This window comes from Paeniglutamicibacter selenitireducens (assembly GCF_051550675.1).
GTDB lineage: Bacteria > Actinomycetota > Actinomycetes > Actinomycetales > Micrococcaceae > Paeniglutamicibacter.
On the sequence record NZ_JBPULF010000004.1, the window covers coordinates 222,693 to 249,301 of the forward strand.

General features: G+C 67.3%; 29 protein-coding genes and 1 pseudogene. 10 read left to right on the plus strand and 20 right to left on the minus strand.

The genetic code is table 11. The features are described from left to right. Positions 1-45: 45 nt before the first annotated feature. Positions 46-861 carry an aldolase/citrate lyase family protein gene (locus ACSYDW_RS09945; protein WP_438338570.1) on the minus strand — a complete coding sequence of 272 codons (816 nt, stop codon included), beginning with the start codon at positions 859-861 and terminating at the stop codon, positions 46-48. Beyond that, complete coding sequence (gene hpaH / locus ACSYDW_RS09950; RefSeq protein WP_438338571.1) at positions 846-1,631, minus strand: 2-oxo-hept-4-ene-1,7-dioate hydratase; 786 nt, start codon at positions 1,629-1,631, stop codon at positions 846-848. Before hpaH ends, ACSYDW_RS09945 begins: the two co-directional genes overlap by 16 nt. A 167-nt stretch (positions 1,632-1,798) precedes the next feature. Here hpaH and ACSYDW_RS09955 point away from each other — a divergent pair, with 167 nt between their 5' ends. Then, positions 1,799-2,278: a hypothetical protein gene (locus ACSYDW_RS09955; protein ID WP_438338572.1), complete on the plus strand. Its 480-nt coding sequence runs from the start codon at positions 1,799-1,801 to the stop codon at positions 2,276-2,278. A 29-nt stretch (positions 2,279-2,307) separates the two neighbouring features. Here the strand turns inward: ACSYDW_RS09955 and ACSYDW_RS09960 are convergent, their stop codons facing one another. After that, on the minus strand, positions 2,308-3,039 hold the full coding sequence (locus ACSYDW_RS09960; RefSeq protein ID WP_438338573.1) for a copper homeostasis protein CutC: 732 nt from the start codon (positions 3,037-3,039) through the stop codon (positions 2,308-2,310). Between the two features lie 153 nt (positions 3,040-3,192). Beyond that, positions 3,193-3,693, minus strand: a complete 501-nt coding sequence (locus ACSYDW_RS09965) for a DUF6328 family protein (protein WP_438338574.1) — start codon at positions 3,691-3,693, stop codon at positions 3,193-3,195. Between the two features lie 257 nt (positions 3,694-3,950). Here ACSYDW_RS09965 and ACSYDW_RS09970 point away from each other — a divergent pair, with 257 nt between their 5' ends. Continuing rightward, positions 3,951-5,051, plus strand: coding sequence for a MalY/PatB family protein (locus ACSYDW_RS09970; RefSeq protein ID WP_438338575.1), 1,101 nt, complete (start codon positions 3,951-3,953; stop codon positions 5,049-5,051). A gap of 75 nt (positions 5,052-5,126) precedes the next feature. On the opposite strand, the gene ACSYDW_RS09975 is transcribed toward ACSYDW_RS09970, so the two are convergent. The 8 genes from ACSYDW_RS09975 to ACSYDW_RS10010 all read right to left on the minus strand — a co-directional run bounded on the left by ACSYDW_RS09975 (position 5,127) and on the right by ACSYDW_RS10010 (position 9,800). Beyond that, positions 5,127-5,810 (minus strand): CE1759 family FMN reductase, encoded by a 684-nt coding sequence (locus tag ACSYDW_RS09975; RefSeq protein ID WP_438338576.1) that lies wholly within the window; start codon positions 5,808-5,810, stop codon positions 5,127-5,129. Between the two features lie 92 nt (positions 5,811-5,902). Continuing rightward, positions 5,903-6,115: a hypothetical protein gene (locus ACSYDW_RS09980; RefSeq protein ID WP_438338577.1), complete on the minus strand. Its 213-nt coding sequence runs from the start codon at positions 6,113-6,115 to the stop codon at positions 5,903-5,905. Between the two features lie 77 nt (positions 6,116-6,192). Next, entirely contained in the window at positions 6,193-6,855 is a 663-nt protein-coding gene (locus tag ACSYDW_RS09985) for a Pr6Pr family membrane protein (RefSeq protein ID WP_438338578.1), read from the minus strand. Between the two features lie 148 nt (positions 6,856-7,003). Further along, on the minus strand, positions 7,004-7,288 hold the full coding sequence (locus tag ACSYDW_RS09990; RefSeq protein ID WP_438338579.1) for a hypothetical protein: 285 nt from the start codon (positions 7,286-7,288) through the stop codon (positions 7,004-7,006). A gap of 541 nt (positions 7,289-7,829) precedes the next feature. Beyond that, entirely contained in the window at positions 7,830-7,994 is a 165-nt protein-coding gene (locus tag ACSYDW_RS09995) for a hypothetical protein (protein ID WP_438338580.1), read from the minus strand. Positions 7,995-8,055: 61 nt separating this feature from the next. Continuing rightward, the gene (locus ACSYDW_RS10000; protein ID WP_438338581.1) at positions 8,056-8,229 is read right to left on the minus strand and encodes a hypothetical protein; all 174 of its coding nucleotides are present in this window, start codon (positions 8,227-8,229) and stop codon (positions 8,056-8,058) included. Positions 8,230-8,269: 40 nt separating this feature from the next. Continuing rightward, positions 8,270-9,007, minus strand: a complete 738-nt coding sequence (locus ACSYDW_RS10005) for a cache domain-containing protein (protein WP_438338582.1) — start codon at positions 9,005-9,007, stop codon at positions 8,270-8,272. A 10-nt stretch (positions 9,008-9,017) separates the two neighbouring features. Next, positions 9,018-9,800: a FadR/GntR family transcriptional regulator gene (locus tag ACSYDW_RS10010; RefSeq protein WP_438338583.1), complete on the minus strand. Its 783-nt coding sequence runs from the start codon at positions 9,798-9,800 to the stop codon at positions 9,018-9,020. 169 nt (positions 9,801-9,969) lie between these two features. On the opposite strand from ACSYDW_RS10010, the gene ACSYDW_RS10015 reads away from it, so the two are divergent. From ACSYDW_RS10015 to ACSYDW_RS10035, 5 genes and pseudogenes are all read left to right on the plus strand, one after another. Further along, positions 9,970-11,034: an ABC transporter ATP-binding protein gene (locus ACSYDW_RS10015; protein ID WP_438338584.1), complete on the plus strand. Its 1,065-nt coding sequence runs from the start codon at positions 9,970-9,972 to the stop codon at positions 11,032-11,034. A 38-nt stretch (positions 11,035-11,072) separates the two neighbouring features. Next, positions 11,073-12,275: an extracellular solute-binding protein gene (locus ACSYDW_RS10020; RefSeq protein WP_438338585.1), complete on the plus strand. Its 1,203-nt coding sequence runs from the start codon at positions 11,073-11,075 to the stop codon at positions 12,273-12,275. 165 nt (positions 12,276-12,440) lie between these two features. Continuing rightward, positions 12,441-13,373, plus strand: coding sequence for an ABC transporter permease (locus ACSYDW_RS10025; protein ID WP_438338586.1), 933 nt, complete (start codon positions 12,441-12,443; stop codon positions 13,371-13,373). Between the two features lie 10 nt (positions 13,374-13,383). Then, a complete protein-coding gene (locus ACSYDW_RS10030; protein WP_438338587.1) occupies positions 13,384-14,187 on the plus strand; it encodes an ABC transporter permease in 804 nt (267 codons plus the stop codon). A gap of 157 nt (positions 14,188-14,344) precedes the next feature. Then, positions 14,345-14,791, plus strand: a pseudogene (locus tag ACSYDW_RS10035) (SRPBCC family protein); the annotation flags it as partial. Positions 14,792-14,812: 21 nt separating this feature from the next. On the opposite strand, the gene ACSYDW_RS10040 reads toward ACSYDW_RS10035, so the two are convergent. The 5 genes from ACSYDW_RS10040 to ACSYDW_RS10060 all read right to left on the minus strand — a co-directional run bounded on the left by ACSYDW_RS10040 (position 14,813) and on the right by ACSYDW_RS10060 (position 19,332). Further along, positions 14,813-16,459, minus strand: a complete 1,647-nt coding sequence (locus ACSYDW_RS10040; protein ID WP_438338588.1) for a molybdopterin-dependent oxidoreductase — start codon at positions 16,457-16,459, stop codon at positions 14,813-14,815. 124 nt (positions 16,460-16,583) lie between these two features. Further along, complete coding sequence (locus ACSYDW_RS10045; protein ID WP_438338589.1) at positions 16,584-17,465, minus strand: anti-sigma factor; 882 nt, start codon at positions 17,463-17,465, stop codon at positions 16,584-16,586. Continuing rightward, on the minus strand, positions 17,465-18,046 hold the full coding sequence (gene sigK / locus ACSYDW_RS10050; protein ID WP_438338590.1) for an ECF RNA polymerase sigma factor SigK: 582 nt from the start codon (positions 18,044-18,046) through the stop codon (positions 17,465-17,467). The genes ACSYDW_RS10045 and sigK overlap by 1 nt, the downstream gene beginning before the upstream one ends. A gap of 188 nt (positions 18,047-18,234) precedes the next feature. Continuing rightward, a complete protein-coding gene (locus ACSYDW_RS10055; RefSeq protein ID WP_438338591.1) occupies positions 18,235-18,927 on the minus strand; it encodes a fasciclin domain-containing protein in 693 nt (230 codons plus the stop codon). A gap of 264 nt (positions 18,928-19,191) precedes the next feature. Then, positions 19,192-19,332 carry a hypothetical protein gene (locus ACSYDW_RS10060; RefSeq protein WP_438338592.1) on the minus strand — a complete coding sequence of 47 codons (141 nt, stop codon included), beginning with the start codon at positions 19,330-19,332 and terminating at the stop codon, positions 19,192-19,194. Between the two features lie 187 nt (positions 19,333-19,519). Between ACSYDW_RS10060 and ACSYDW_RS10065 the strand changes: the two genes are divergently transcribed. The 3 genes from ACSYDW_RS10065 to ACSYDW_RS10075 are packed head-to-tail and all read left to right on the plus strand — an operon-like array spanning position 19,520 to position 22,512. Beyond that, entirely contained in the window at positions 19,520-20,659 is a 1,140-nt protein-coding gene (locus ACSYDW_RS10065; RefSeq protein WP_438338593.1) for a type III polyketide synthase, read from the plus strand. 6 nt (positions 20,660-20,665) lie between these two features. Beyond that, positions 20,666-21,361, plus strand: coding sequence for a methyltransferase domain-containing protein (locus tag ACSYDW_RS10070; protein ID WP_438338594.1), 696 nt, complete (start codon positions 20,666-20,668; stop codon positions 21,359-21,361). After that, the gene (locus ACSYDW_RS10075; protein ID WP_438338595.1) at positions 21,358-22,512 is read left to right on the plus strand and encodes an FAD-dependent oxidoreductase; all 1,155 of its coding nucleotides are present in this window, start codon (positions 21,358-21,360) and stop codon (positions 22,510-22,512) included. The genes ACSYDW_RS10070 and ACSYDW_RS10075 overlap by 4 nt, the downstream gene beginning before the upstream one ends. Before the next feature lie 106 nt (positions 22,513-22,618). Here ACSYDW_RS10075 and ACSYDW_RS10080 read toward each other — a convergent pair whose 3' ends face one another. The 3 genes from ACSYDW_RS10080 to ACSYDW_RS10090 are packed head-to-tail and all read right to left on the minus strand — an operon-like array spanning position 22,619 to position 26,603. After that, positions 22,619-24,181, minus strand: a complete 1,563-nt coding sequence (locus tag ACSYDW_RS10080) for a hydantoinase/oxoprolinase N-terminal domain-containing protein (RefSeq protein ID WP_438338596.1) — start codon at positions 24,179-24,181, stop codon at positions 22,619-22,621. After that, complete coding sequence (locus tag ACSYDW_RS10085; RefSeq protein ID WP_438338597.1) at positions 24,178-25,278, minus strand: S-methyl thiohydantoin desulfurase family protein; 1,101 nt, start codon at positions 25,276-25,278, stop codon at positions 24,178-24,180. Before ACSYDW_RS10085 ends, ACSYDW_RS10080 begins: the two co-directional genes overlap by 4 nt. Next, positions 25,275-26,603, minus strand: a complete 1,329-nt coding sequence (locus tag ACSYDW_RS10090) for a cytosine permease (RefSeq protein ID WP_438338598.1) — start codon at positions 26,601-26,603, stop codon at positions 25,275-25,277. Before ACSYDW_RS10090 ends, ACSYDW_RS10085 begins: the two co-directional genes overlap by 4 nt. Positions 26,604-26,609: the final 6 nt, after the last annotated feature.

A 26,609-nucleotide genomic window follows, 5' to 3' on the forward strand; every position in this document is an offset into this window, starting at 1 on the left:
ACGGTGGCCCGCCGCCGGTGGCCCACCGTCCCGCCCTTCCGGTTCCTAGTAGCTGGCCGGGGTTCCGTTCGTTGCGGCCTCGGCCGAGACGAACTTCGCGGCAAGTGCTTCGGAGCCGCGTGCCAGCAGCGCCACATCGGCGCCAACCCCCACGAAGTCGGCACCGAGTTCGATGTACCGCTTGGCGGTTCCCTCGGCAAAGGCGTTGACGCCCACGAACTTGCCGGCGGCCTTGCCCGCGGCAATGGCCTTCCCCACGGCCGCGACGACCTCCGGGTGGTCCTGCTGCCCGATGACCCCCATGGAGGCGGCCAGGTCCGAGGGGCCGATGAAGATGCCGTCGACACCCTCGGCCGCGACGATCCCCTCCACGTTCTCCACGGCCTGCGCCGACTCGATCTGCACGATCAGCGTCAGGGACTCGGAGGCACGGTCCAGGTAGCCGGGGATGCGGTTCCAGCGCGCCGAGCGGGCCAGCGCGGATCCGACCCCGCGCACGCCCATCGGCGGGTAGTGGCAGGCCTGGACGGCAGCGAGCGCTTCCGCGGCAGTGTTCACCATCGGCACGATCAGCGACTGCACACCCAGGTCCAGGTACTGCTTGATGAGCACCGTGTCGTTGACCGGCGGGCGGACCACCGGCACCACCGGGTAGCCACGCACTGCCTGCAGCTGCGCCAGGATTGACTCAAGCCCGTTGGGCGAGTGCTCGGCGTCGATGAAGACCCAGTCGAAGCCGGCACCGGCGCAGATCTCGGCGACCAGCGGGGACCCGGAGCACACCCAGATACCTGCCAGCGAACGCTCCGCTGCGGCAAGCACGTCCTTGAAGGACGGGTCGGGATCTACGCGAAATGGCATGTCACTGTCCCCATGCGTCCGTAGTCGGCAAAGACGGTGTCGCCCTTGTCCACCCACATGGGGCGGGTGAAGGAACCGGCCAGGATGATCTCGCCCGCGTTGAGCTTGTCGCCGTGGGCGGCGATCTTGTTCGCGAGCCAGTACACGCCGGCGGCCGGGTGGTTCAGGACGCCTGCGGCAACGCCGGTTTCCTCGACGACCTGGTTCTTGAACAGGATGCCGGAGACCCAGCGCAGGTCGATGTCCGAGGGCTTCATCGGGTTGCCGCCGATGACCATGGCGCCCATGGCCGCGTTGTCGGAGATGGTGTCGACGATGGTGCGGCCCTCCATCTCGATGCGGGAGTCGAGGATTTCGAGGGCCGGAATGACGTACTCGGTGGCGTTGAGCACGTCGAAGATGTTGGCGTTGGGGCCTTCGACATCCTTGTTGAGCTTGAACGCGAGTTCCATTTCCACGCGCGGGTGGGTGTACTTGTCCCACTCGAAGGTGCAGCCCGAGTCCAGGACCATGTCATCGAAGATGACGCCGTAGTCCGGTTCGGTGATTCCCGTGGCCATTTGCATGGCGCGGGAGGTCAGGCCGATCTTGCGGCCGGCAAGCCGGCGGCCGTTGGCCTCGGAGCGCTGGCGCCACAGGTTCTGGACCTTGTAGGAGTCTTCCACCGTCATCTCGGGGAATCGCGCGGTGAGGCGTTTGACCGGAACGCGGTCCTGACCCGCCTGCACGAGTTCATCGGCGATCTGGGTGATGGTCTCATCATTGAGCATGCTGGTCTTGGCCCTTCCGGAGATGGAGATTTGCTGCCGGGCCCCGTCGGTAATCCGGGGCACACTTGATCATGGTAGCCAATGGGTAGCGCAACTCACATTCGGTGCAGCTACATGTCAATGAGCGGTTCATGCCCGGTTAATGTTCGGCTTCTAGCGTGGGTCCCATGATCGGGAAACGACACAGGACCCCAGGTACGCAACACCGGAAACCATTCGGCGTTCCGGACACCACGGCGCGGGACCTCGCCGCCGCGCAGGACCTCTACGCGTTGCTGGTCCACAACCGCACCGGGGCCGCAGCCGACCTTTTTGTTGCGGCGTTTGCCACCGGTGGCCCGGAACAGGTCCGTATCGAGGAACTGGCGGTGTTGCTGCTGAGGCAGGTCGGTGCCGAGCCGAAGGCCGCACACCGCGCGTTCTCCCTTTGCCTGGAGCCGAACGGCACCGCGGCGCGCGTGGCGCTGGAAATCCTGTGGCTCTGGGAGCGTGCGGGGGTCGCCAAGGTGTACCCCACGGAGGCGAACGCGATCTTCCCTCTGTTGCGGGGCAACCGCGCGCTCTCCAGCCCCTATCCGCTGACGGCTCTCAGCGAGGTGTTGGCGGCCCACGACCTTCCGGTTCCCGAGGTGCTGACCACCCACTGACGGCGTGCTCTCAGGCTCAAGGGATGCCGCTACCGGGCTGCAGCCAGTGCTCCTGCAGCAGCCGCCACGAGCTCCGGGCTTGTCACGTCGAACGCCGAGTCTCCGCCTCCGGGGCCGGAGGCTCCCCTGGTGGCATGGGAGCGTGCCGAGAGGTGGACGCCGTCCAACCCCGCCAAGGCCGGGATGTCCTCGATCTTCACGCCGCCGCCGGCCTGGATCTGCGGGTTCCCCTGGGCCGCGGCATGCAACTGGTGAAGCATCCCGGTGCCGGCACCGGATCCGGGGGCTCCACCCGAGGTCAGGATCCGGTGCGCGCCCAGGGCACGCAGCTGGGAGACAAGATCGGCGACCGGCATCCCGTTTTCCAGAAGCACGTCCACGCAGCGGTGGATGGTGATTTCGATGTCTGGGTTCACCGCGTGCGCTGCCGTGGCCATGGCCGAGAGCACCGGAACATCAAGCGCGGCGTCCCCCTCGGTCAGGGCGCCGATGACGATACCGGCGACACCCGCCCGGGCCGCGTGGGCGACGTCGGCAACCATCAGCTCGACCTCGGCCGGGGAATAGGTGTAGCCGCCACCGCGCGGGCGGATCAGCACATGGACGCCGATCCCCACGGCCACGGCCTGTTCGATGGTTGCCAGCGAAGGGGTCATGCCGCCCGTGACCAGGGCGGCGCACAGCTCGATGCGGTCCGCACCGTTTTCCAGGGCGATCCGCGCGCCTGCCGCGTCCTGGACGGCGATCTCAAGTTTTGTCATGTTCCTAGGCTCCCATGGCCAGTGGCGGGAACACGGTGGCGGGGCGGGGTCCGGCGCGTCCAAGCCGGCGCCTGCGCGTGCTTCCCGTTACGGACGTCCGGGCGGGGCGTCCTGTGCCCCGTGGGGTCGCCTCCGAAAGCCGCCGCCTGTGCGTCAGCCGATGCCCGGGTCCTCGACCGGCGCGTCGGGCAGCGAGGGGCGCGGCTTGATGATGCGCGGGAGTGCGAACAGCAGGACGAAGACGACAAACATCGTCGCGCCCCCGACCACCGCTCCGCTGCGCCACCCGTCGAGCACCTGCACGACGAACCACACGCAGCCGGCGACGAGCATTCCGACACCGGGGATGACCAGTTTGGAGATGGCATGGCCCATGCGCACCGTGGTGACCTTGACCCGGTGGCCGAACAGGTGCCGGTGGACGGCCACCGGGGTGACTATCAAAACGATCAGCAGCGCCGAGAAGACCAACAACACCATGTAGAAGGCCCTGTCGGCGGCGCTGAGTATCGTGAATCTGGATTGGAATGGCAGCACGACCAGGAACGCCGCAAGGATCTGCGCTCCGGTCTGCATGACCCGAAGTTCCTGCAGGAGCTCGTTCCAGTTCCGGTCCAGCCGTTCTTCCACCGACTCGTTGCGGCCCTGCGACATAGGTTCCTCCTCCCCGTGTCCAAGTGTTGCCCGATCCCGGATTGCCTCCATTCGGGTGTTGACTATCAACCTATCGAATGCCGCTGGCTTGTGGGGTCAGAAAAGGGGATGGATTTGTACCGCTGGGGGTCGAACGAGTCTAAGCTGGCTAAATGACCGCCCACCCATTCGACCTCCTGACCGTTGACCAGATGCGCCACAACGGGTCATTGAAGTGGACCGAATTCCCAGGGAGTTTGGGGGCCTGGGTAGCGGAAATGGATTTCGGAACCGCTCCCGGAGTCATCGAGGCGGCTCAGCAGACCTTAGCCAACGGGCTCACCGGATACGCCCCGAGTTCGCTGGTGCGCGAGATGCAAGAGGCCACCTCGGACTGGCTCGGCACACGCTTCGGTTGGACAGTTGAAAGCGACCAGATCCGGCCCACCAACAGCGTCTCGGCGGCACTCGACGCGGCAATCATGCATTTTTCACCGATGCACCGCCCCGATGCGCCCTTGGTGTTGCTCACTCCCGCATACATGCCGTTCATCTTGGCGGCGTCACGCTTCGGCCGGCGGTCCACCCAGGTGGCGATGCTCCAAACCGACACCGGGTGGGAGCTGGATTGGGTGGCCCTTGAACGCGCCCTGGACGGCGGGGCCTTGCTCGTTTTGGTCAATCCGCACAACCCCCTCGGGAAAGTGTATTCCCGGGCCGAGTTGCAACGGATCTCGTTGCTTGTCGAGGCCACCGGCTCGCGGGTATTCGCCGATGAAATCCATGCGCCGCTGGTCTATGCGGATTCGGTGCACGTGCCGTATGCGTCCATCAGCCCGACCGCCGCGGGCCATTCGATCACCGCCATAGCCGCGACGAAGGCGTTCAACCTGCCGGGACTCAAATGCGCCCAGCTGGTCTTGACGAACGACGCCGACCGGACGCGCTGGGCCCCGGTGGCCGACATCCCTGAACATGCTGCGGCGAATGTGGGGCTGGCTGCCACGACGGCGGCCTACCGCACCGGGGCGGGGTGGCTGGACGGCGTGGTCGGGTACCTTGACCAATCACGCCACCTGCTCGGAAGCCTGATCGCAGAGCACCTTCCGCAGGTCAGGTACCAAGCCCCGCAAGGAACCTACCTTGCCTGGCTGGATTTTTCGCGTCTTGCGCTGGAGCCCAATCCCGCGCAGTTCTTCCTGGCCGAGGCGCAAGTTGCGTTGACGGGCGGGAGCGCTTGCGGGAAAGGCGGCAGCGGCTTCGTGCGGCTCAATTTCGCCACACCCGGCCCCGTGCTGGGCGGCATGATCCACCGGATGGGTGCCGCCGTGGACGGGTGCGACAAGTTCGACGCCACGGACCCGGAGTTCGCCAGCTAGGGCGGACCCCGCACGTCCCGGGATTGCTCCGGGTCGCAGCCCGGGGTCGCCCCCAGGCTGCGAGGAGGCAACCGTCTAGACGGAGCGGATGTTGGCCAGCAGCTGCTCAAACGGCAGCGAACTCATCGTGTCCCGTGGGTTGGCAGTATCGCTGACGTTCGGGGCAATCGATCGGGTGTCGCCCAGGTCCTGGACCACTGGCGCGCTCCCACCGCTGCGAGCCATCATCGCCAGCGCCAGTTCGCGTCCGGCGAGCCGTTCGCGGTCCGCCAGTGCACCGTGCCCCTGGTCGGCACCCCAATCTTCCGGGGAGGCAAAAACGCTGGTCGGCATGATCGAGGCACGCAGGTAGCTGAAGATCGGACGCATGGCGTAGTCGATGACGAGGTTGTGCCTTGGGCTTCCGCCCGTTGCCGCCAGCAGTACCGGCTTGTCCTCCAACGACTTGGGGTCGAGCACGTCGATGAAGGACTTGAACAAACCCGACACCGATGCGGTGAAGACGGGGGAAACCATGACAAGCGCACCGGCAGCGGTGACAGTGTCGATGGCGTCCTGGAGCCGCGGAGGTGCGTATCCGGTCAACAGGTTGTTGGTGATGTCCGTGGCGTAGTCGCGGAGCTCGAGGACTGTCACATCTGCTTGGAAACCCCTGATCGCAAGCTCGTTGGCAGCCGCTTCGGCCAGCTGCCGCCCGAGCAGACCCGATGTCGACGGGGTGCCGAGGCCGCCAGAAACTACGACGATTGACTGGTTCATGATCTAGGAATTTCCTCTCGAGCTTTGAATGCGTTTGCATGTAAAACACGGGTGGTGGCAGTTTCATTCCCGGCACCCCGGGGCGCCCTCCACTATTCCTCCGAGGTGTCGCCACCCGTTCCGGACCGCCGCGGCAGGGCGCACGCGGCACCGAGGCAGCGGCCGCGAACCGCCGCCACGGCGGCATACAGTGCGGCGAACCCGGCACCCAGCGCCGCGACGACGGCCTGCTGCCCCCAAAGCGAGAACGCCATCGACGCCAGCACCACGCATGCACCGATCCATACCAAGCGGTCACGAATCAAGGCCGCCCCCCACCCTTCGCCAACAACACTCTCCATACCCCCAAGGGTATCCCACCGAATCGCCTAACAGCACGCTGCTACCGTCGCCGGGCCCGGCTAAGACGCAGGACCCCGGCACCGACCACTCCGATCAGCACGCCGATGAGGATGACGTAGAACGCCACCGAGAAATACCCGTTGGCGCTTGTATGCGGGTTCAGGAAGGGGTACGGGTACCAGGGGTCGCCGGTTCTCGGATCCAGGACCAAGGTCCCCCGGACCAAGCTGTATCCGGCCCAGACGACAGGGAAGGCGACGATCGCCCACAGCGCCTTTGCGTTAAGCGGGCGGCGCCCCGGGGCGATGAGCCAATCCAGCATCATGACCACCGGCCCAACGACGTGCAGGATCTCATTGGACCAGCCCACAGTTGCCCCTTGCGGCAGCTCGATGCCCCGCAGCAACAAGTTGTACACGACACCGGTAGTCGCCATGTAGGTTGTCGCACCAGCCCGGAAGACCGTCCATGCATGCGAGTCGTTCTTTCGCGATGAAAGCGTGAAGATGCCAACAAACAGCGCCAGGGCAGCGAAGACATTCGATTCCACGGTGAAGAACGAAAAGAAGTTCTGGACGACGAAACCGACTTCGCCCCTGCCGGCATTTTCGTTTTGGATCGTCCGCTGTAGCTGGGCCACCAAAGCGGCCACGATGGCGATGGAACCACCAATGCGAAACACGTAGGCCAAAGCACGTCTCATAAGGGAAATCACCTTTCTGGATACTCCCCACAGCCTAATCGGAGGATCCCGCCCAGCTTCGGCATGGCGGCCCGACACGCACCGGTCCACACATGCGACGGCCCGGGCGGTCGCATCCAGCTACCGCCCGGGCCGTCACCATCCGTCGTCAGTCGGAGTGCTTGTGCTCGGTATCGCCAAGGCCGAAGGCCATGGGTCCCTTGACAAGGCGGAACAGGCCGAGCCCAGCGATCAGAACGCCGATGGCGAATCCGATCCAGAGGGGGCTGATGACGCCACCGAGCGTGGAACCGCCCGTAACGAGGAAGATCAAGAAAAGCAGCGCAATAGCGCCTCCGCCGATGAGCAAACCATTGACGTGGTGCTTCCCTTGAGCATGCCTTGGTGCCAGCGGACTGCCGCCGGTGCCCGGAATATTCGATTCATTGCCCATGTCAGATCATTCCCTTCCCTTGACCAGGCTTGTCGTTTCCGTGTGCCGCGCATGAGATGGGCGGCCTGGTCGGCCCGACGCCACACCAAGTCCGTAGCTGCCAGGCGGCGCATCCTGGTGAATCGAAGATGCGCCCTGGTGCCTCAAGCCCGACGTGTTGCGTCCCTTGCCGAAGCTTCGACCTTCTTCATCCACAACCTCCGCTCAATCCGGCGTTCCGGCCCGACATCACCAGACCCCTAGGATCTGGTTCCCCGGCGGGTTTTCAGACCACCGCGGGACCTGCCCCGGCCCGGGCTTCCGATGGCTCCCGGAACCGCCGCTCGGATCAATGGGCCGGAGCCCCTGCACGGGCGAATTTCATCGACGCCAGGTTCGCGATTTTGGGTCCGGGGACGCCTCGAATCGGCCGGTAGACCACCTTTGACGCTACGCCTATCCGGCGCGGCTTGCTAGTGGAGTTTTCCCCTGGCCGAGACCCCCGCACGGCCCACGCCATCCACCGTTCACCCGACCCGCAGGTCACCGGAACAACGGTTTCTCACCCGGCGTCGTATCGCTCTTCGTCCGAGTCGCCGTGCCGGTGTTTGGTCGAGTCGTTGCCCGATCCGTCCGGCAGGTCATCAACGCTGCGTGCCGGCGGCTCGGTCTTTTCAGCGGTTGCACCCGCGGCTTCGCCGGGCCGAGGTTCTCTGGGCTCGTTCATGGTGCGCTCCTTGCGTTCACCAGTCGGCGCAACAGGCAGCCCGAGAATCCGGGCTCGACATCTAGGCAGGCAATCGCCGGAGGCGGCTGGTCATGGCGCTCATTGGACGGCTCCACGAACTGCGGCGAATCCTTCGCTGATTGCCGCCATCCACCGGTGGCCAACGATGAAATTGGCTGTCGTTCGTCGCCTTGGCGACTTCGATTTCGGTAGCCGACGGGTTTTCCATCGGCATGTTCCCATCTTAAGCCTGTTGTTCCACATGCGGGTAGGAACTATTCGGGAACCGCCACCGCCATCGGCAAGCCACCGCACCGGGCCACATGGACCCGCGAGAATTCGAGGTCGACACCGTCCACGGGAACGACCGGCGCATGGGCGTCCTGCCAATTCCGGATCAGCATCCGGCCGGCTGCCAGCTGCGGGTCCGCCGAGACGATGACCCGGCCCACTCCGTTGACCAGCGTTGCCCGCGGATCGATTGCACGAAGCCGATCAACCAACAGCTGCTCGATGGATTCCACGAAGATGTCGGCCCCGGCGACGCCAACGATCCGCCCTTGCGCCTTGACCGGCACGGTGAAGGTCAAGGTGTATTCGTCGGTGCAGAGGAAGTCCACGTACGGTCCGGTGATGTGCCCGTCACCCGTCGCCATCGGGACAGTGAACCATTCGCGGCGCGAGTATGTTTCACCCGCCGACTCCATGGTCAGCATCAGCAGCCGTTCCTGCTTGTCGCCCTGCCACCACGCCATGTGCCACGGCGTATCTGAGACCGCCCCGAAGGCAGCAACAAACCCTGCGCCCACCAGCGGCAGGTCCCGGCGATCCAGCAGTTCCTTGGCCAGCGGCTGGACCACGGCATCCACGTCTCGCTGGCTGGGAGCCCGTTCCGGGTCGTCGAAAGGGGCGACCATTCCCCCGGCCCAGACGCGGAGGTCTTGCATCAAGGACTCAAAAAAGATGACGACGCTGCTGCCGGCGTCACTTCCGGGGGTTTCGATAGTTGTCACATTGGCCTCCTCACGTGGCGCTCGGGCGCGGTTTCCGGGATGGGTTGTTTGTTGCGGCATTGTCTGCCTGGGCTTCGATCAGCCACACGACGCCGGCCCTGACGTAGTCGTCAACCAGCCGACGGGCCGTGGCGGAGTCCGCGGATCCCATCGCGTCGAGGATGGCCGCACACAGCGCGAGCATCCTCGCATCGAAGCCGGGATCCGCATGGGCCAACGACAGCAGCGAGCCGAAATCCGTATGGAGCCGGACGTGTTCCCGCGTCAGCCGCGCCGATTGGCTCAGCGCCGCCATCTCCAGGAAGAAATCCCCCACGACGGTGCCCGGCGGGTTGGCGCCGGCGGGCTGCGGTTCCAGCATCCGGCGCAGGATTTCCAGGTCATGGTCATCTGCGGCCCCCGCTGCGAGTTCCGCGGCAGTCGAGGCAATTGCGGCGTAGTGGATGCCCAGGTCGCGCAGCTCGACGCGGCTCATGGCAGCGAGCCTCTCACGCAGCAGGCTGGCCCTGTCCCCTTGCGGCAACGTGATGAACGTTCCGCCCTCACGACCCCTCGTGGTCTTCACGAGACCACGGGTTCGCAGGGCCGTGAGCGCCTCGCGGGCCGTCATCGTGGCGACACCCAGCGATGAAGCCATTTCCGCCTCGCTGGGCAACCGGTCCCCGTCAAGCAGGATCCCGGCGGTGATGCCCGAGACGATGCGGTCTTCGACGCGCTTGGCACGCCCCTCGTCTCCCAAGGAGGCGAATACGGATGAGAGTTGACGCTGGTGCGGGGATGAATCTCGAGACATGTTCACCATCCTTTCAAAACACCGGGGTTAGAGCTTTGGCGGCTCGCTTCCGAAATCTTCTCACAGAATTTTGTCAGAAAGTGATGGCTATTACATCTAACATCTGGTTTCATAGGTTAACAGTTCGGAAGTAAGCCACACCACATCCCCTCGAGAAAGGACGACTACGGTGCCAAGCACAGCAACGCCACTCCAGCGCCCGGCCCATTCAGCCGAGTCCAGTCGCACTCCAGCGATTTCCCTCCAGCAGGTCGGCAAGTCCTTCGGCGACTTCCATGCCGTCAAGGGACTGGATCTTGATATCCGCAGCGGCGAATTCTTCTCCCTGCTTGGCCCCTCGGGTTCCGGCAAGACCACCGTCCTGCGCATGATCGCGGGTTTCGAACTGCCCACCGCGGGCCGCATCGAGCTTGGCGGCAAGGACGTCACCTACGCAGCGCCGTTCGAACGCGACGTCAACACCGTTTTCCAGGACTATGCGCTCTTCCCCCACCTGACGGTGGCGCAGAACGTCGAGTACGGACTCAAGCTCCGGAAGCTGCCCAAGGCCGAACGCACGGCACGGGTCAACGAGGCCCTCGAGATGATTCGCCTGCCGCAGGTTGCCGGACGCCTGCCGTCCCAGCTGTCCGGCGGCCAGCGCCAGCGCGTCGCACTGGCCCGCGCCCTGGTCCTGCGTCCCCAGGTGCTGCTGCTCGACGAACCGCTGGGCGCCCTGGACAAGCAGCTGCGCGAACAAATGCAGATCGAGCTCAAGCAAATCCAGCGCGAGGTCGGCATCACCTTCGTCTTCGTTACTCACGACCAGGAAGAGGCCTTGACGCTTTCGGACCGGGTGGCGGTCTTCAACGAAGGAAAAATCGACCAGGTCGGCAGCCCCGAGGACCTCTACGAACGCCCGGCCACCCGCTTCGTGGCTTCCTTCCTGGGAAACACCAACCTGATCGAGGGCGCGCTCGCCAAGCACCTCACCGGGAATGAAGGCCTCGTCTCGCTGCGGCCCGAACACATCGTGCTTCGCCCGCAGGACTCGATGCAGGAAGCCGGCACCTCGGCAGTCCACGCCGTCATCGAGGAAATCGTCTACACCGGGCCGACAACCCGCTACGTGGCAGTCACCGAGCACGGCCCGGCGCTGGTCATCCAGGAACAGAACGGCGCCGGCTCCAGCGGAGCCCAACGAGGCGACAGGGTCAGGCTCGAATGGCCCTCCCGCTTCAACTACACGGTCTGAAACTCGCTCCACTCCCCATCCAAGGAAGGCACACCATCATGAAACGAACCAAGAAATTCCTGCCGCTGGCCGGACTCGCCTCTCTCTCGCTGGTCCTGGCCGCTTGCGGCGGCGGCGGTAGCGCCACCCCCAACAGCGCCGGCATCCAGGTTCCCGACATCCCCGCCGCAACCGCGGTCGGCGAATCCGAGGGCCAGGTCAATATCGTGGCCTGGGCAGGCTTCGTCGAGGACGGCTCCACGAACCCGGACGCCGACTGGGTCAGTGCCTTCGAGAAGGAAACCAGCTGCCAGGTCAACCGCAAGGTCGGCGCCACCAGCGATGAGATGGTCCAGCTCATGCGCGGCGGCGAGTACGACGTCGTCTCGGCCTCGGGCGATGCGTCGCTTCGCTTGATCGCCGGCGGGGACGTGGCACCGATCAACACCGAACTCATCCCGAACTTCGGCAACATCGTGGACGGCCTCAAGGGCCAGATCTACGACACGCTCAACGGCAAGAGCTACGGCGTACCCATCGGCCGAGGCGCAAACGTGCTGATGTACAACACCGACAAGGTCACCACGGCACCCACCTCGTGGGAAGACACCTGGTCCGCGGAGTCCCCCTACAAGGGCTCCATCATGGCCTACGACTCCCCCATCTTCATCGCCGACGCGGCCGTGTACCTGATGGCGACCCAGCCCGAACTCGGCATCAAGAACCCCTACGCACTGGACAAGGACCAGCTTGCGGCAGCCGTCGCGCTGCTCAAGACCCAGAACGAGGTTGCCGGGGAGTACTGGAACGACGCACTGAAGGCCGTCTCCTCGATCTCCTCGGGGACCTCCTCACTGGGCACCGGCTGGCAGGTCGTGGTGAACCTGGCCAAGGCCGACGGCGGCAAGGTCGAGTCCGTCCTCCCGAAGGAAGGCGCCACGGGTTGGTCGGACACCTGGATGGTCTCCTCCAAGTCGAAGAACCCGAACTGCGCCTACAAGTGGATCGACTGGGCCTCCAGCGCAGAGGTGAACGGCAAGATCGCGCAGAACTTCGGCATGGCACCGGCCAACAAGCTGGCGTGCGAGGGTTCGAAGGAAAACGAGGCCCACTGCGAGACGTTCCACGCGACCGACGAGGCCTACTACAAGCAGGTCTGGATGTGGACCACCCCTGTCGAGCAGTGCATTGACGGCCGCACCGACGCGACCTGCACCAACTACCAGGAGTGGACGAAGGCCTGGACAGAGGTCAAGGGCTAGTTTCCCCTGCCTCTCCCGGTTCGCCGGCGGGTGGCGGGCGCTCGTTCCCACCACCCGCCGGCGGGCCCAACCCCGCCCGCACCCTCGCCACGGGCCGACCGTGGCCGTTTCCCCACCCTTCATTCCCATCAACGAGGAGGACGACGACATTCGTCGGCACCCGCCATGACAGCACTCCACAGCCCGCCGGACACCGTCCCGGCCCCGGTCGCCCCGCCATCCGCCCGCCCGCGAAACTCCTGGGGCGACAAGATCTCCCGCTACCTCTACCGGCGGCCCAAGGTGCGCGTCACAGGCTTGCTGCTGTTGCCGTTGCTGTGGCTCGGGGTGCTCTACATCGGCTCGCTCGTGCTGCTGTTCGTCACGGCCTTCTGGACCACCGATTCCTTCACCTCCAAGGTCATCCCCGCATTCACGCTTGAGAACTTCGCGGAGATCGCCACCCAGCCGGCGTACCAGGCCACAGCACTCCGCACCATCCTGATCGCGCTCGCGGTGACGGTGTTGTGCGCGCTCCTCGCCCTGCCGCTCGGGCTGTTCATGGCCAAGGTCGCCTCCCCCAGGGTGCGCGCGGTCTTCGCCATCGGCATCACCCTGCCCCTGTGGGCGGGGTACCTGGTCAAGGTCTTCTCCTGGCGCATCACCTTCGCCGAGGGTGGCCCGCTGGACTGGTTCCTGGCTCCCCTGGGCATGACGGGCCCCGGGTACGGCACCGCCGCGCTCGTGGTCACCCTCGCCTACCTGTGGTTCCCGTACATGGCGGTCCCCGTTTACTCGGCCTTCCGCCAGATCCCCGACAACCTGTTCGATGCCTCCTCGGACCTTGGGGCCAAGCCCTGGGCCACCGTCCGCACCGTGGCGATCCCGCTGCTGAAGCCGGCCTTCATCGCCGGATCCATCTTCACGTTCTCCCTGTCGCTGGGCGACTACATCGCCGCGCAGTTCGTGGGCGGCAAGACGCAGGTCATCGGCACGGTGATCGCCTCCAACATCAACCTGAACCCGCCGCTGGCCGCGGCCTTCGGCATCGTCCCGATCCTTGTCGTTGTCATATACCTCTTCCTGGCCCGCAAGACCGGCGCCCTGAAGGCCCTGTAAGGAGACGGACATGAGACTCTCAACCCCCGCAAAAACCACGCTGACGCTCATCGCGGGCCTGGTCATGGCCGCCATCTACCTGCCGCTGCTGCTGGTCATCGCGAACTCCTTCAACGCCACGACCTCCGGCGCGTTCCCCATCAAGGAATTCACCACCAAGTGGTGGGTCGCCGCCTGGAACAACGAAGGGGTCCGCGAGGCCCTGTGGACGTCGGTGAAGGTCGCTTCCGTGGCCACGGTGATCGCCCTGGTGCTGGGTTCCATGGTGGCCTTCGCGCTCTCCCGCTACGAATTCTTCGGCAAGAACACCGTGAACCTGCTGGTGGTCCTGCCGATCGCGCTGCCCGGCATCGTCACCGGCGTCGCCCTGAACAACACGTTCAAGACCGTCCTGGAGCCGCTGGGCATCGGGCTCGGGCTGTTCTCCGTGATCGTCGGGCACGCGACGTTCTCCATCGTGATGGTGTTCAACAACGTCCAGGCCCGCATGGGACGCATGAACCGCGGGCTCGAGGAAGCCGCCATGGACATGGGCGCGAACATGTTCAAGACCTTCTTCCAGGTCACCTTCCCGGGCTTCAGGTCCGCCTTCATCGCCGGCGGCCTGCTCGCCTTCGCCCTGAGCTTCGACGAAATCGTCGTCACGACGTTCACCGCGGCCCCGGGCACCGAAACCCTGCCGATCTGGATCTTCAACAACATGTCCCGCCCCAACCAGGCGCCGGTGGTCAACGTGATCGCTGCGGTGCTCGTCGTGGCCTCGATGATCCCCGTCTACCTGAGCCAGCGGCTCACGGGCGACGACAAGAAGTAGCGCCCTCCCCGCGGATCCCCGGGTACCCGGTCGTCTCATGGCTTCACCCGAAGCCGCGAGCCGGCCGGGTTTCCGGTGGGTGCCGGAACCGCCAGTTCGCAAAGAATTGTTCCCCGGTTGGGGGTGCAGGCGCGGCGTCCGGGTTTAGCCTGTGGAGATGGAAAAGACCTTTGAGTACTACATCAAGACCACACCGGAAAAGCTCTGGGCGGCCTTGATCGACCCGGAGCAGACGGCCATCTACTACTTCGGGAATTCCTACATCTCCGACTGGGTGCCGGGTTCCACCTTCACGACGACGAACCCCCATGCCGCAGGGCCGCTCGGCGAGGGGACCGTGCTGGAGGTCGAACCGAACCGCCGGCTGGTGGTGACGATGAACGCCCTGTGGAGCGAGGCCGTCCAGGCCGAGGGCGAAAGCCGGATCACCTACGAGATCACCCCGGTCGAGGACACCTGCCTGCTGACGGTGACGCACGACAGGATGAAGGCCGGTGCGCACCCCGAGCTGTACGGCGGCTGGCCGATGATCCTCTCCGGCATGAAGACCTGGCTGGAGACCGGCGAGCGGCTGACCACGCCGGGCTCGCTGATGTACACCTGAGTGACAGCCGGGGCCGCTGCCCTACTGCACGGAGAACTGGATCCGCTGCCAGCCGCTGGCACCGTCCGGCGCGGGGTTTGCCTTCTGATCGCTTTGGAGCACGCCCTGCCCGTCGATGGCCCTCACGCTGACGGTGTGGGTTCCGGACGTCGCCCCGTCCCACGCGTAACGCCACTGGCGCCAGGTGTCCAGGGATGCCTCGGCACCCAGTTCGGCATCCACCCACTCGCCGTCGTCGACCTGGACCTGCACCCCCGAAATCCCCCGGGTCTGGGCCCAGGCCGTTCCGCCCATGACCACCGTGCCCGCGGGGACCGTGGCCAGGGGGCGCGGGACGTCCACCCGCGAGGACATCTTGATGGGGCCGTGGTCCGACCAGCCGCGGGTGGTCCAGTAGGCGACCTTGTCCGCAAAACGGGTCACTTCCAGGTCCACCACCCACTTGGTGGCGGAGACGTAGCCGTAGAGCCCGGGAACCACCATGCGCACGGGGAAGCCGTGTTCCAACGGCAGCGGCTCCCCGTTCATGCCGACAGCCAGCAGGGCCATGCGCTCGTCGGTCAGCACCTCCAGCGGCGTGGAGGCGCTGAACCCGTCGATGGAGGTTGAGAGCACCATGTCCGCGCCGGCCTTCGGGACGGCCCGTTCCAGCAGGAGCCGCAACGGGTAGCCCAGCCACTTGGCGTTCCCGACCAGCGGCCCGCCCACCGGGTTCGAGACGCAGGTCAGCGTCAGGTGGCTTTCGACGAGGTCCTCCCTGAGAAGCTCGGCGAAGCCGATGCTGAATTCGTGCTCGACCATCCCGTGGACGCGCAAGGACCAGTCCTCGGGGTTGATGTGCGGCACCGACAGCGCCGTGTCGATGCGGTAGAAATCCTTGTTCGGGGTCACGAACTGCGGCATGCCGGCCAGCTCGACCTGCACCCCTGCGGGCAGGGGTTTCGCCGGCAGCGCGGCCGCGGGCAGTCCGAGCGCCGAACGCGCGGCGTCGGCCACGTTGCGTGCCGTGGCCAGGGATTTCCCGACGCCAGCGACGACGGCCGACCCGACAAGGGCCAGCGCCGAGGCGAGCAGGAACTTCCTGCGCGAGCCACCGGGGACGGACGCGGCAGCGGCGGCCGGTTCGGAGGCTGCGGCAACGCCATCGTCATCGTCATGGCCATCGGGGACGCGGCCCGGGGTGCCGTCCGGTTTGCTGCCGGGTCCACCGGCTCCCGCGGCAGCCGCCAACCGCACCAGCCTTCCCAGCACGAACAGCGAGGCCACGGTACCCAGGACCGTCGGGACAAGGTCCGCCGGGCCCGTCTCCGGGCGGGAAATCACCGCGCCGCCGATGGCAAGCGCCAGGGCCGCGATGCAACCCGAAGCCAGGGCGATGCTGCGCCTGGCCAGCACCCCGACGAGCACCGACACGGCGACGGCGACCGCACCCATCGACACGAACAGCGCCAGCTTGTCGTTGGTGCCGAAGGTGGCGATGGCGAAGTCCTTGAGCCACGGCGGCGTCAGGTCGATGAAGACCGCGCCCATCGCGACCAGCGGGGCCGAGGAAGCGGCGAAGAAGGCCGAAGCCAGCTGCGCCACCGAGAAAAGCACCGCCGCCGAGGCGAGCCCGGCGAGCCCGAACGCCCACGCATCCCGTGTCCTGGTTGCTGTTCCGTCTTTCATGAGTGCACCTGCCCGTACGTTGTGCCGTGGCTCCGCCGGCAGAACCCGGGAAGCACCAATCACGTCGTATTCGGAACGCTACCACCGCCGGATTGGAGGGAGGCCGCAGAATCCGGGGCGGGATTCACAAGGCCTGGAGCATGATGGGTTCGGTGGTGGGGGCCGGGGAACCGGAAGCCGGTTCCACGGTGATCCCGAAGTGCGTGACGCCGTCCATCGAACCGGACACCATGACCATGCCGTCGGACGCCGCACCGTCGATCATGCCCGCAGGCACGGCTCCGGCATCGGAAATCAGCCACAGCTCGTACCCCTTGCCGCTGGGCAGCGCCGGAAGGCCCTCGGCCGTCACAGCCATCATGCCGGTGGAGGCGGAGTAGGCGAGGGTCACCCGGGCGCCGTCGTCCATGCGCTGGGTCTTGGACTTCGCGTCGGCTGCCGTCAGGATCTTTGTCAGTTCGGCCTGTTCGTTCCTCAGCGCCGAGAGCTGCTGCTCGAGCCGTTGCTGCTGCGCATGCTGGTTCACTGCCACCCCGCTCAGGACGCCGGCGGCGATCAACAGGACACCGGCCGCCAGCGCAAAGAACCGCTGGCCGCCCTTGCCCGCAGACGGCGTGCCGGTCCGCGCATCGGCGACTGTCTGGTCGGCGGCTGCCCGGTCGGCCGAAGCCACGTTCGTGGAAGTCGCGTCGGGGTCCGGGGCCTTCGGTCCGGCGGGCGCGGTGTCAGCGGCGGGCGCGGGACGGGCTTCCGGGCCGGCTTCCGCCTGGATCGGGGGAAGCTGCGGGGTGGCGCGGATGGCGGACATGATGTTTGCCTTGAGCCGGGCCGGGGGTTCCACGGGTTCGGTGGACAGCCCCAGGAGCGCGGCGGTTTCCTGGAACGCGTCGATTTCCCCCCGGACGTCCCCGGAGGCCTCCGCATGCCGGATCACCTCTTCGCGCTCCGAATCGCCCAGTGCGTTGAGGGCAAAGCTGCCGGTAAGGTCGTTCTGCTGCTCGTCCATCACGCCACCCCCATCAGGTCTCGAAGTCTGTTCATGCCATCACGTATGCGGGTTTTTGCCGTGCCCACCGGGATCTTGAGCAGCTCCGCCACTTCCACGTGGGTGTATCCGCCGAAGTACGCCAGCTGGATGGCGTCGCGCTGGGTCTCGCTCAATCGTTCCAGTGCCAGGAGAACGCGACGGCTTTCGTCGTGCTGGATGGCCGTTGATTCAACGTCATCATAGCTTTCCCGGAAGTCCTTCATGCCTTCGCGCAGGTCGCGGTCCCTGCTCGCCTGGCTGGCGCGGACCCTGTCGACAGCCCGGCGGTGCGCCAGGGTCAACAACCAGGTGGTCGCCGTGCCCCTGGCCGCGTCGAACCGCGCGGCCTGCTGCCAGGCCTCGACGAACACTTCCTGGGTCACTTCCTCGCTTTGCGCCTCGTCTCTCAGGATGCGGCGCACCAGCCCGAAGACCCGGGCGGAGAGCGTGTCGTACAGCAGCCCGAACGCGTTTTCGTCGCCCACGGCGACCCGGCGCATCAGGTCCTCGGGCGTCGGCTCGCCGTCCTGTCCCGATTCATCCGGTCGATGTGTGCCCATGCGGCCAAGCGTCTCACGCATTGCGCTTCCCGCCCACCATCGTGACCGGCGCGGCTGCTGGAAAAGTCATCTCTGCACATCCCCGGGGATCGGCATGGCCGCGATGCAGGGGGTCGGCGCACGGCGGGTGGATCCCGCCGGCTCCGGCCCCCTGGGCGGGCCATGCGTTGTGAACGCGGTCCAAGCGGCTACTTCATGGCCGGCGGCATCAGCACCGTGTCGATGAGGTAGACGGTCGCGTTGGCGGTCTGGACACCACCGCAGATCACCTTCGCCCCGTTGACCATGAGGTCGTCGCCGCTGCCGGTGACCTTGAGCTCCTGCCCCTCGACGGTCTTGTGGGTTCCGTCGATGTCGCTGGGCGCGATCTGTCCGGCCACCACGTGGTAGGTCAGGATGCTGCTGAGGGTCTTGGCATCGGCGACAGCGGCGTTGAGGTCCTTTTCCGGGATGGCGGCGAAGGCGTCGTCGACCGGGGCGAAGACGGTGAACTCCCCGCCGTTGAGCGTGTCGACGAGGTCGACCTTGGGGTTGAGCTTGCCCGAGACCGCCGCGGTCAGGGTCTTCAGCAGCGGGTTGTTGGAGGCTGCCACTGCCACGGGGTCCTGGGCCATGCCGGCCACCGACCCGTTGCCTGTCGGGACGGCCTTGGCGTAGGCCGCGCACCCCGATCCGACAAGGTTGGCTGCCGGGTCCATGGGTGATTCGCTCGCCGTCGCCGAGCCGCTCGGGGACGCCGAAGCACTCGGGGAGGCCATCGCGGAGGACGGTGCCGTGGATCCCGTGGTGGTTCCGGTGTTCGACGAGCAGGCGGTCAGTCCCACCGTGGCAACTGCGACCAGTCCGAGTGCTGCAGCAAACGTGCCGTTCATGCGCTTCATGTCATGCTCCTTGCCAGACGGCGGCGACCCGCCGTATCTTTTCCGTTCCGGATGGAACGGGCTGTCATGGAGCATTCGGTGCGCTGCCCGCCATGGATTGGGGAACCCGGAAACTATTTTGGCGGCCGCAGTTTTCGGCGCCCGGCCCGGGCACACGCGCCGGCCGGCGCGGGCAATCGGCATCGGCATCGGCATCGGGTCATGAAAAAGTGGAGAAGGGGCATCCCTCCTCCACTTCGTCCACCCGGCCTTCCTGTGGCCGGCCTACTGCTTCTTGTTGATGTGGGTCACCTGTTCGGTGTCTGCCTGCGGGGCGTTCTTCGAGCGTTTCTCTGCCCGCCGCTCCTTGATGCTCTTGCCGTGTGGTTTCTTGTGTTCGTGCCTGTGCGGCGACTTGTCCGGCATCTCGCGCCTGCTCTCCGTCGGGCTGGGGTAGCTGTTGACCGCTGATGGTCTCCCAACCCGAACGATACGCTTGCGCCGGGGGCGGCGCTAGGCCTTCGCCCCGGTGCGGGTTCCCCCGTCCGGGGTCCCGCCGGCGGCACCGGACGGGCTCTTTACCTCCGACCTGAGCAGACATAGGCTCTGGGACATGTCGGTGATGATGCGAACCATCCAAACAGCTGTGCCGTCCACGATCCTGTACCAGGACAAGGCGCGGGACGTCTTTGCCGCCCAGCCCGGCCTGACCCGGCTGGGCCAGCGGCTGATCGCCACGTCCTTCGATTCGGCACAGATCTCCACCCGCCACACCGCCGTCAACGAGTTCACGACCGAGTCCGTGGCCAAGAACCCGGACTTTTTCGACGCCGAGTCCGGGCTGCTGCTCAGTCCCAGCACCAAGGTCCGCAACGAGCTCTTTGCCCGGATCGCGCCGGGGCTCTACACCGAGGCGGCGCGCAAGGCGCTGGACGCCTGCCCGGACCTCGCCCCGTCCGACATCTCCCATGTCATAACCGTCTCCTGCACCGGTTTCTACAACCCGGGCCCGGACTACCAGCTGGTCAGGGCCCTGGGCCTGGACCCCTCCACGCAGCGCTACCACCTGGGGTTCATGGGTTGCTATGCCGCGTTCCCGGCGTTGCGCGCCGCCAAGAGCTTCTGCGATGCGGACCCGGGCGCCGTGGTGCTTGTCGTGTGCGCCGAGCTCTGCTCCCTGCACGTGCGCAGCTCGAACGACCCGGACACCATCATGGGCTCCGCGCTCTTTGCCGACGGCGCGGCGGCCGCCATCGTCACGGCCCGGGAGCACGACGGGCCCGGGGTGCGGCTCGACCACTTCGAAACCGTGCTGACCCCGGTCGGCGAGGAGGCCATGGCCTGGAACATCGGGGACGAGGGCTTCGAGATGGTCCTGGGCACCTATGTCCCGCACATCATCGACGAGCACATCGTCGGGGCGCTGGATCCCCTCTTTGCCCGGGACGGATCCGCCGGAACCGCCTACTCCGAGATCCCCCACTGGGGGATCCACCCCGGCGGCCGGGCGATCCTCGACCGGGTGCAGAAACGCCTGGGCCTGGGCGAGGAGCAGCTCATGCCGGCGCGCCGGGTGCTCAACGACTACGGCAACATGTCCAGCTCCACGGTGATGTTCGTGCTCAAGGACATCATGGAGGAGCACCTCCCCCGGGTTGCCGGGGACGGTGAACGGGTGTGTTCCATGGCGTTCGGCCCGGGGCTGACGGTGGAGACCTCGTTGATGACCCTGCTGCCGGGACGAACGCGCTGAGCCGCCGTGCAACGGGCCATCGACGCGCTGGAGGAGATGGACAGGCCGGACTGCGACCCGGTGCTGCTTGAACGCACCTACGCCCAGTTCCCCTGGGTGAACAGGGCCGTCTCCGGGTGGCGGCAGGTGTATGTGGCGCTCATCCGGCCGGCGCTGCCGCGCGGGCGCACCGGAACGATCCTGGACATCGGCTGCGGCGGCGGGGACATCGCCCGGGACCTGCTGCGCTGGGCCACCGCCGACGGGTTCGACGTGAAGGTCACGGGCATCGACCCCGATGCCAGGGCCCACGGTTTTGCGCTGCGCGCCGCGGCCCGGGCGGGCGGCGACGCGGGCCGCCTGGAATTCCGCAGGGCCACCAGTTCCGGGCTGGTGGCCGAGGGGCACCGGTTCGATATCGTGGTGTCCAACCACGTGCTCCACCATCTGGGCCCGCCGGAGCTGGCCGGGGTGTTCGCCGATTCCGAGCAGCTCGCGCGCACCGTGGCCATCCACGCCGACATCCGGCGCCGGCGCTCCGCGCTGCTGCTCTTCGGGATCGCGACGCTGCCGCTGGCCGGGTCCTCCTACATCCGCAGGGACGGGCTGACCTCGATCCGCCGAAGCTTCACCCCGCGGGAACTGTCCCGGGTGCTGCGGCCCGGGTGGCACGTGCACGCCCCCGGGTTGTACCGGAACCTCGCGGTCTGGCACGGCAGGTGAAACCCACCGTCACGGACGTGGTGGTCGTCGGCGGCGGGCCCAGCGGGCTCGCGCTGGCGATCCTGCTGCTGGAGGCCGGGATCGGCGTCAAGGTTCTTGAACCGCGCACCAGCGTCGGCGGACATTCCCGTGCCATCGGCATCCACCCTCCGGGCCTGGCGGTGCTTGGGCGGCTCGGCGTGGGCCGGGAGCTGGCCGGCGAGGGCGTCCGGATAGGCCGCGGCGTGGGGATCTCCCGGGGAAAGGTCCTCGCCGCACTGGATTTTTCCGTCCTGCCGCCGCCCCACCCGTTTGTGCTGTCGCTGCCGCAGAACCGGACGGTGCAGCGGCTGCGGGAACGGCTGGCCGGGCTCGACGGCGGGGCCCTGCTGGCCGGCGCGGGGTTCGAAGGGTTCTCCGCCCGGCCCGGGCGGCTGCGGGTGCGGGCGGTCGGGGCGGACGGAGGGCCCCTGGAGCTTGACTGCGGGTTCCTGGTGGGGGCGGACGGCAGCCGCTCCCCGCTGAGGCAGGCCGCGGGGATCCCGTTCACCGGGCGGGTGCACCCGGACCGCTACGCGATGGGCGACTACGCCGATGCCACGGGGTTCGGCCCCGACGCTGCGCTCTTCCTGCACCAAGAGGGAATCGTCGAGTCGTTTCCGCTGCCCGGGGGCGTCCGCCGGTGGGTGGCAAGGGTCGGGCCGGGCGAGCCTCCGGAACTCTCCGCCCTGGTGGCCCGGCGCACCGGCCACCAGCCGGATCCGGCGAGCAACACGATGCTCAGTGTCTTCCGCACGGCCAGCCGCCGGGTGGAGCGGATGAACCACGGCCGGGTCGTGCTGATCGGCGATGCCGCGCACGAGGTCAGCCCCATCGGGGGCCAGGGCATGACGCTGGGGCTGCTTGACGCCCAGGGGCTGGCACCGCTGCTTGCCGCGGCCGTCCGCGGGGCGCTGCCGGACGCGGAGGTCGACGGGCTCCTCGGGGGCTTTTCCGCGCGACGGCTCGCCGCCGCCGGCAGGGCCGCCCGCCAGGCCAGGATCAACATGGCGCTGGGGCGGCCGCTGGGCCCGGCGCTGGTTCCCCTGCGGGATGCCGCGGCGTCCCGGGCCTTTGCGTCGGGCCGTTTTTCCGCGGCCGTGGCACGGACCTTCACCATGGCGAACCATTGAGGGTGTTTCCCGCCCCGGTAACGGGAGGGGAGGGAAACACCGCCAATTCCCGGCGGTTGGGAGGCCGCCGCGCCATGGGTCCCGGCCCGCGGGACGGGTGTTGCCGCTAGGGCTGCAGCACCCGGGCACGGGCCAGTGGGCCCGCGGCCTTGGCCCGCACCAGCACGGAGGCCTCGGCCAGGTAGGCCAGCGGGATCTCCTCGATCTCCAGCACCTCCACGTGCTCGGGCAGCGCGCCGGCGGCAACGGCACGCTCCGTTGCCTGCCGGCGGGCATCGGCCACGGCCTGCTCGCGCGGGACGGTGTTCAGCGGGTAGATCCGCTCGAACGTGCCCGAGACATCGCCCAGCGCCGAGCCCACGGCGTTGGCCGCCCCGAGGAACTCGGGGCGCACCAGTTCGCTGATTCCGGCCAGCGACTCGGGGGCCACGATGCTGCCGCCGCCCACCAGGATCGCGGGAACGGCCGCGCCGGTGGACTTCATGCGGTCAACGGAGTCCTCGAGCAGGGTACGGATCGCGGCCTCGGCCCCGGCCAGCAGCACGGGGTCCAGCTGAACCCCGTGCGCGTTGTCCGCGGTGAAACGTCCCGCGGCGGCCGCGATGTCGGTGACGGTCAGCGTGCCGCCGCCGAAGACCAGTGCCTCGGTGCCGATCCGGTAACCGACGCTTTGCGGTCCCAGGTGCACGGTTCCCCCGGCCTCGCGGACCAGGGTGCCGCCGCCAAGGGCCACCGACAGGACATCCGGCATCCGGAAGTTCGTCCGGATCCCGCCGATCTCGGCAGCTTGGGAGGACTGCCGGGGGAAGCCGTTGACCAGCAACCCGATGTCGGTGGTGGTGCCGCCGATGTCGAGCACGACGGCGTCCTTGAGCCCGCTGAGGTGCGCGGCGCCGCGGATCGAGTTCGTCGGCCCGCAGCCGATGGTGAACACCGGGTAGCGCAACGCGTACTCGAGGGTCATCAGCGTTCCGTCGTTCTGGCCCAAGTACACCGGTGCGGTGATGCCGTGGTGGGCCAGGGCCGTGCGGAAGCCCTCGACCATGCCGCCCAGGGTACGGATCAGGGCGGCGTTGAGCACCGTGGCGTTCTCGCGCTCCAGCAGGCCGATCGACCCGACGTCCGCGGAGCAGGAGACCGGGACGCCCAGCTCCTCGCCCGCGATCCGGGCGACAAGGTCCTCCTGGGAGCGGTCCATCGGGGAGAAGACCCCGACGACCGCCACCGCGTCGACGAGCCCGCGCATTTCCGCGCAGGCCGCCCTGACCTGGTCCTCGTCCACCGGGCGGATGGTGCGCCCGTCGACCTCGAACCCACCGTCGAGCACGAACACCCGGGGTTCGATGGCCGCCCGGAGGTCGGCCGGCCACCCCTCCAGGGGCGGCACCGCCGTGGTGGCCGGGAGCCCCAGGCGGATGATTCCCACGCGTCCCAGGTTGCGGCGCTCGACGATCGCGTTGGTGCAGTGGGTGGTGCCGAGCATGGCGAAGCCGACCTGACGGGGGTCGATCCCGCCGCGTTCGATGACGGCGGCGATGGCCGCCTCCACCCCCGATCCGCCGTCCGCCGTGGTGGGGGTCTTGACAGCGGCGAGAACCCTCAGGTCCTCGTCCAGGATCGCCGCGTCGGTGTTTGTCCCACCGACGTCGATGCCAATGCGGTAGTTCATGCGCTCGCTTCCTCTCGGGACAGTTCTTCGATGGGGACGAAGTCGACGGGGTAGCCGAAGTAGGCGGGCCCGGCGGTCTCGAGGCCCTTGGCGGTGCGCCACTTCCCGTGGCAGGCCATGCCGATGACGTGGACCCGTGCCCCGTACTTCAGCGTTTCGGTGGTGATGGGCCGGCCCGTCACCGAATCCAGCACGGAGATGAGGTCCGGGGTGACGGCGGCAAGCTGCCCGTCGCGCCGGGCCAGCAGCATCTCGTTCTGGAAGGAGAGCTCGAAGAGCCCGCCCTTGTCCACGCCCAGCCCCTCGAGCACTGCGTGGCCCTTGGTGAAGCCGCCGTCGAACACCCTCTCGATGTCCACGACCTTGCCCTCGAACAACTTGTACGCGTCGAGTTCCTGCATCAGCCGGGTGGCCGGATCCGTGCCGTCCGCCGCGGGTTCCATCAGCAGCGCGCCGATGTCGCGGGCGCGGGTGAGCGTGCCGGGGATGGCGCACTCGCGCACCACCTCCCCGCCGTAGGCGTAGTCCGCCATGGTGGCCGAGCCGCCCATGGGGATGGTCAGGGACCGGGCCAGCTGTTCGGACCAGGCCCCGTCCACGGGCTTGGAAAGGACCGCATTGCCCTGCGAATCGACCATGGAGGTGTAGCCGGGGCCGTAGCCCGCCAGGTGGAACGTCACCATCTGCGCTTCGGGGAAGGCGCGGCCCATGGCGTCCGCGTCAACGATCGGCAGGCCGGTGAGCGCCGCGCAGGCCACCGGGATCAGCGAATTTCCGCCGCCGATCTCGATCGGCATGATGGCCGTCGCCTTGCGCCCGCACGCCGTTTCCAGCAGGCGGAGCACCGCGGCGAGTTCCTCTTCCGCCATGATCTTCTCCACCGCGACGGACGGGGCGCCGATCATGCCGACCGGCACCACGAAGTCCTCGTCGGTGAGCTCGTCCAGCGCCTTGACGGCGACCGGGCCGCGCTCGCGGATGAGCCTGCTCGCAATCAGGGTCCCGATGTGGGGATCTCCGCCGCCGCCGGTTCCCAGGACGGCCGCGCCGAGTGCGATCTTTTCGACGTCGGCTTCCGTGATCTGTGTGAGGGTCATGCCGTTTCCTTCGGTGAGGTGCGGTTGAGCCGCGTGAGGAGGCCCTGGACGAGGAACGCCGCAACGAGTCCGTCAAGCGCCGGGATGCTCGTCAGGCCGAACAGCCCCAGTCCGAGCCCGGCGGCCGGGTCGGAGGTCGCCAGGGCGACGAAGATGCCCGCGGCCCAGGACACGATGGCGGGCCAGCGGACCGCCGGTTCCTCGTGCGTGCCGTCGAAGACGAAGCGTGTCCGCTCGCCCAGGAAGAACTCGGCGACGTAGACCCCGCCGTAGGGTGCCAGGAAGACGCCCATGGCCGCAATGAACGGGATGAACGCGTCGTACATGCCCAGGCAGGCAACAACCGTCGCCACCACACCGGCGGCGAGCGTGAGGACCTTGCGCGACACCCCGGTGAAGATCGAGGCCAGGCTGAGCGAGCTGCCGTAGAGGTTGTTGGTGTTGGTGGTCCACTGCGCCAGCGTCAGCACGACGATCGCCGCAATGCCCAGGCCGAGCCCGAAGAAGACCATCATCAGGTCCTCCTCGCCCATCAGCCGGGACAGGACGAGTGCCACGATCACGATCAGCGAGTTGCCGATGAAGAACCCGATGAACCCGGCGCGCATGGCGTGCCGCGGTGTCTTCGCCCAGCGTGCGATGTCCGGGGAAACCACGACGCCCAGGACGAAGATGCCCATCACCAGGGAGACTGCGCCGCCGAACGTGAAGGTCTGCTGGACCGGGGCGAAGAGGGGCTCCCATCCGTGCTTGGCGGAGGCCAGCACGATGCCGAGGAAGAGGATTGCGACAAGCAGCGGAACCGCCCAGCTGCTGAGCTTTTCGATGGAGCGGTAGCCCCACAGGGCCGTGAGCATCATCAGCACGCCGCCGGCGGCGTTGAGCACCACCAGCGGGATGCCCACCCCGGTCAGTTCGCCGATGGCGGTCTGCGCGTTGCTGGCGAAGAAGCCGACCTGCACGCCGAACCAGCCGAGGGATGAGACCGCCATGATCATGGCGATCAGGATGCCGCCGATGCGGCCGAACACCGTCCGCGAGATCATGGCGGTGGTCAATCCGCTGGCGGCACCGACGTAGGTGCAGGCCATGGCGAGCAGGCCCAGCAGGACGGATCCGAGCAGCGTTGCCCAGACAGCCTGGCCGAACGGCATCCCGGCTCCAAGCTGGACACCGAGGATGGTTCCGGAGAGGTCGATGCCGATGGCGATCCAGATCAGGCTGATGGGAAGCCAGCCCTTGCGCTGGGATTGCGGGACAACGCTGAGTTCGTAGTCGCCGTCGTGCTGTTCCAGGGAAGTTTCTTCAGTAGTGGTGCGGGTCATGTGGGA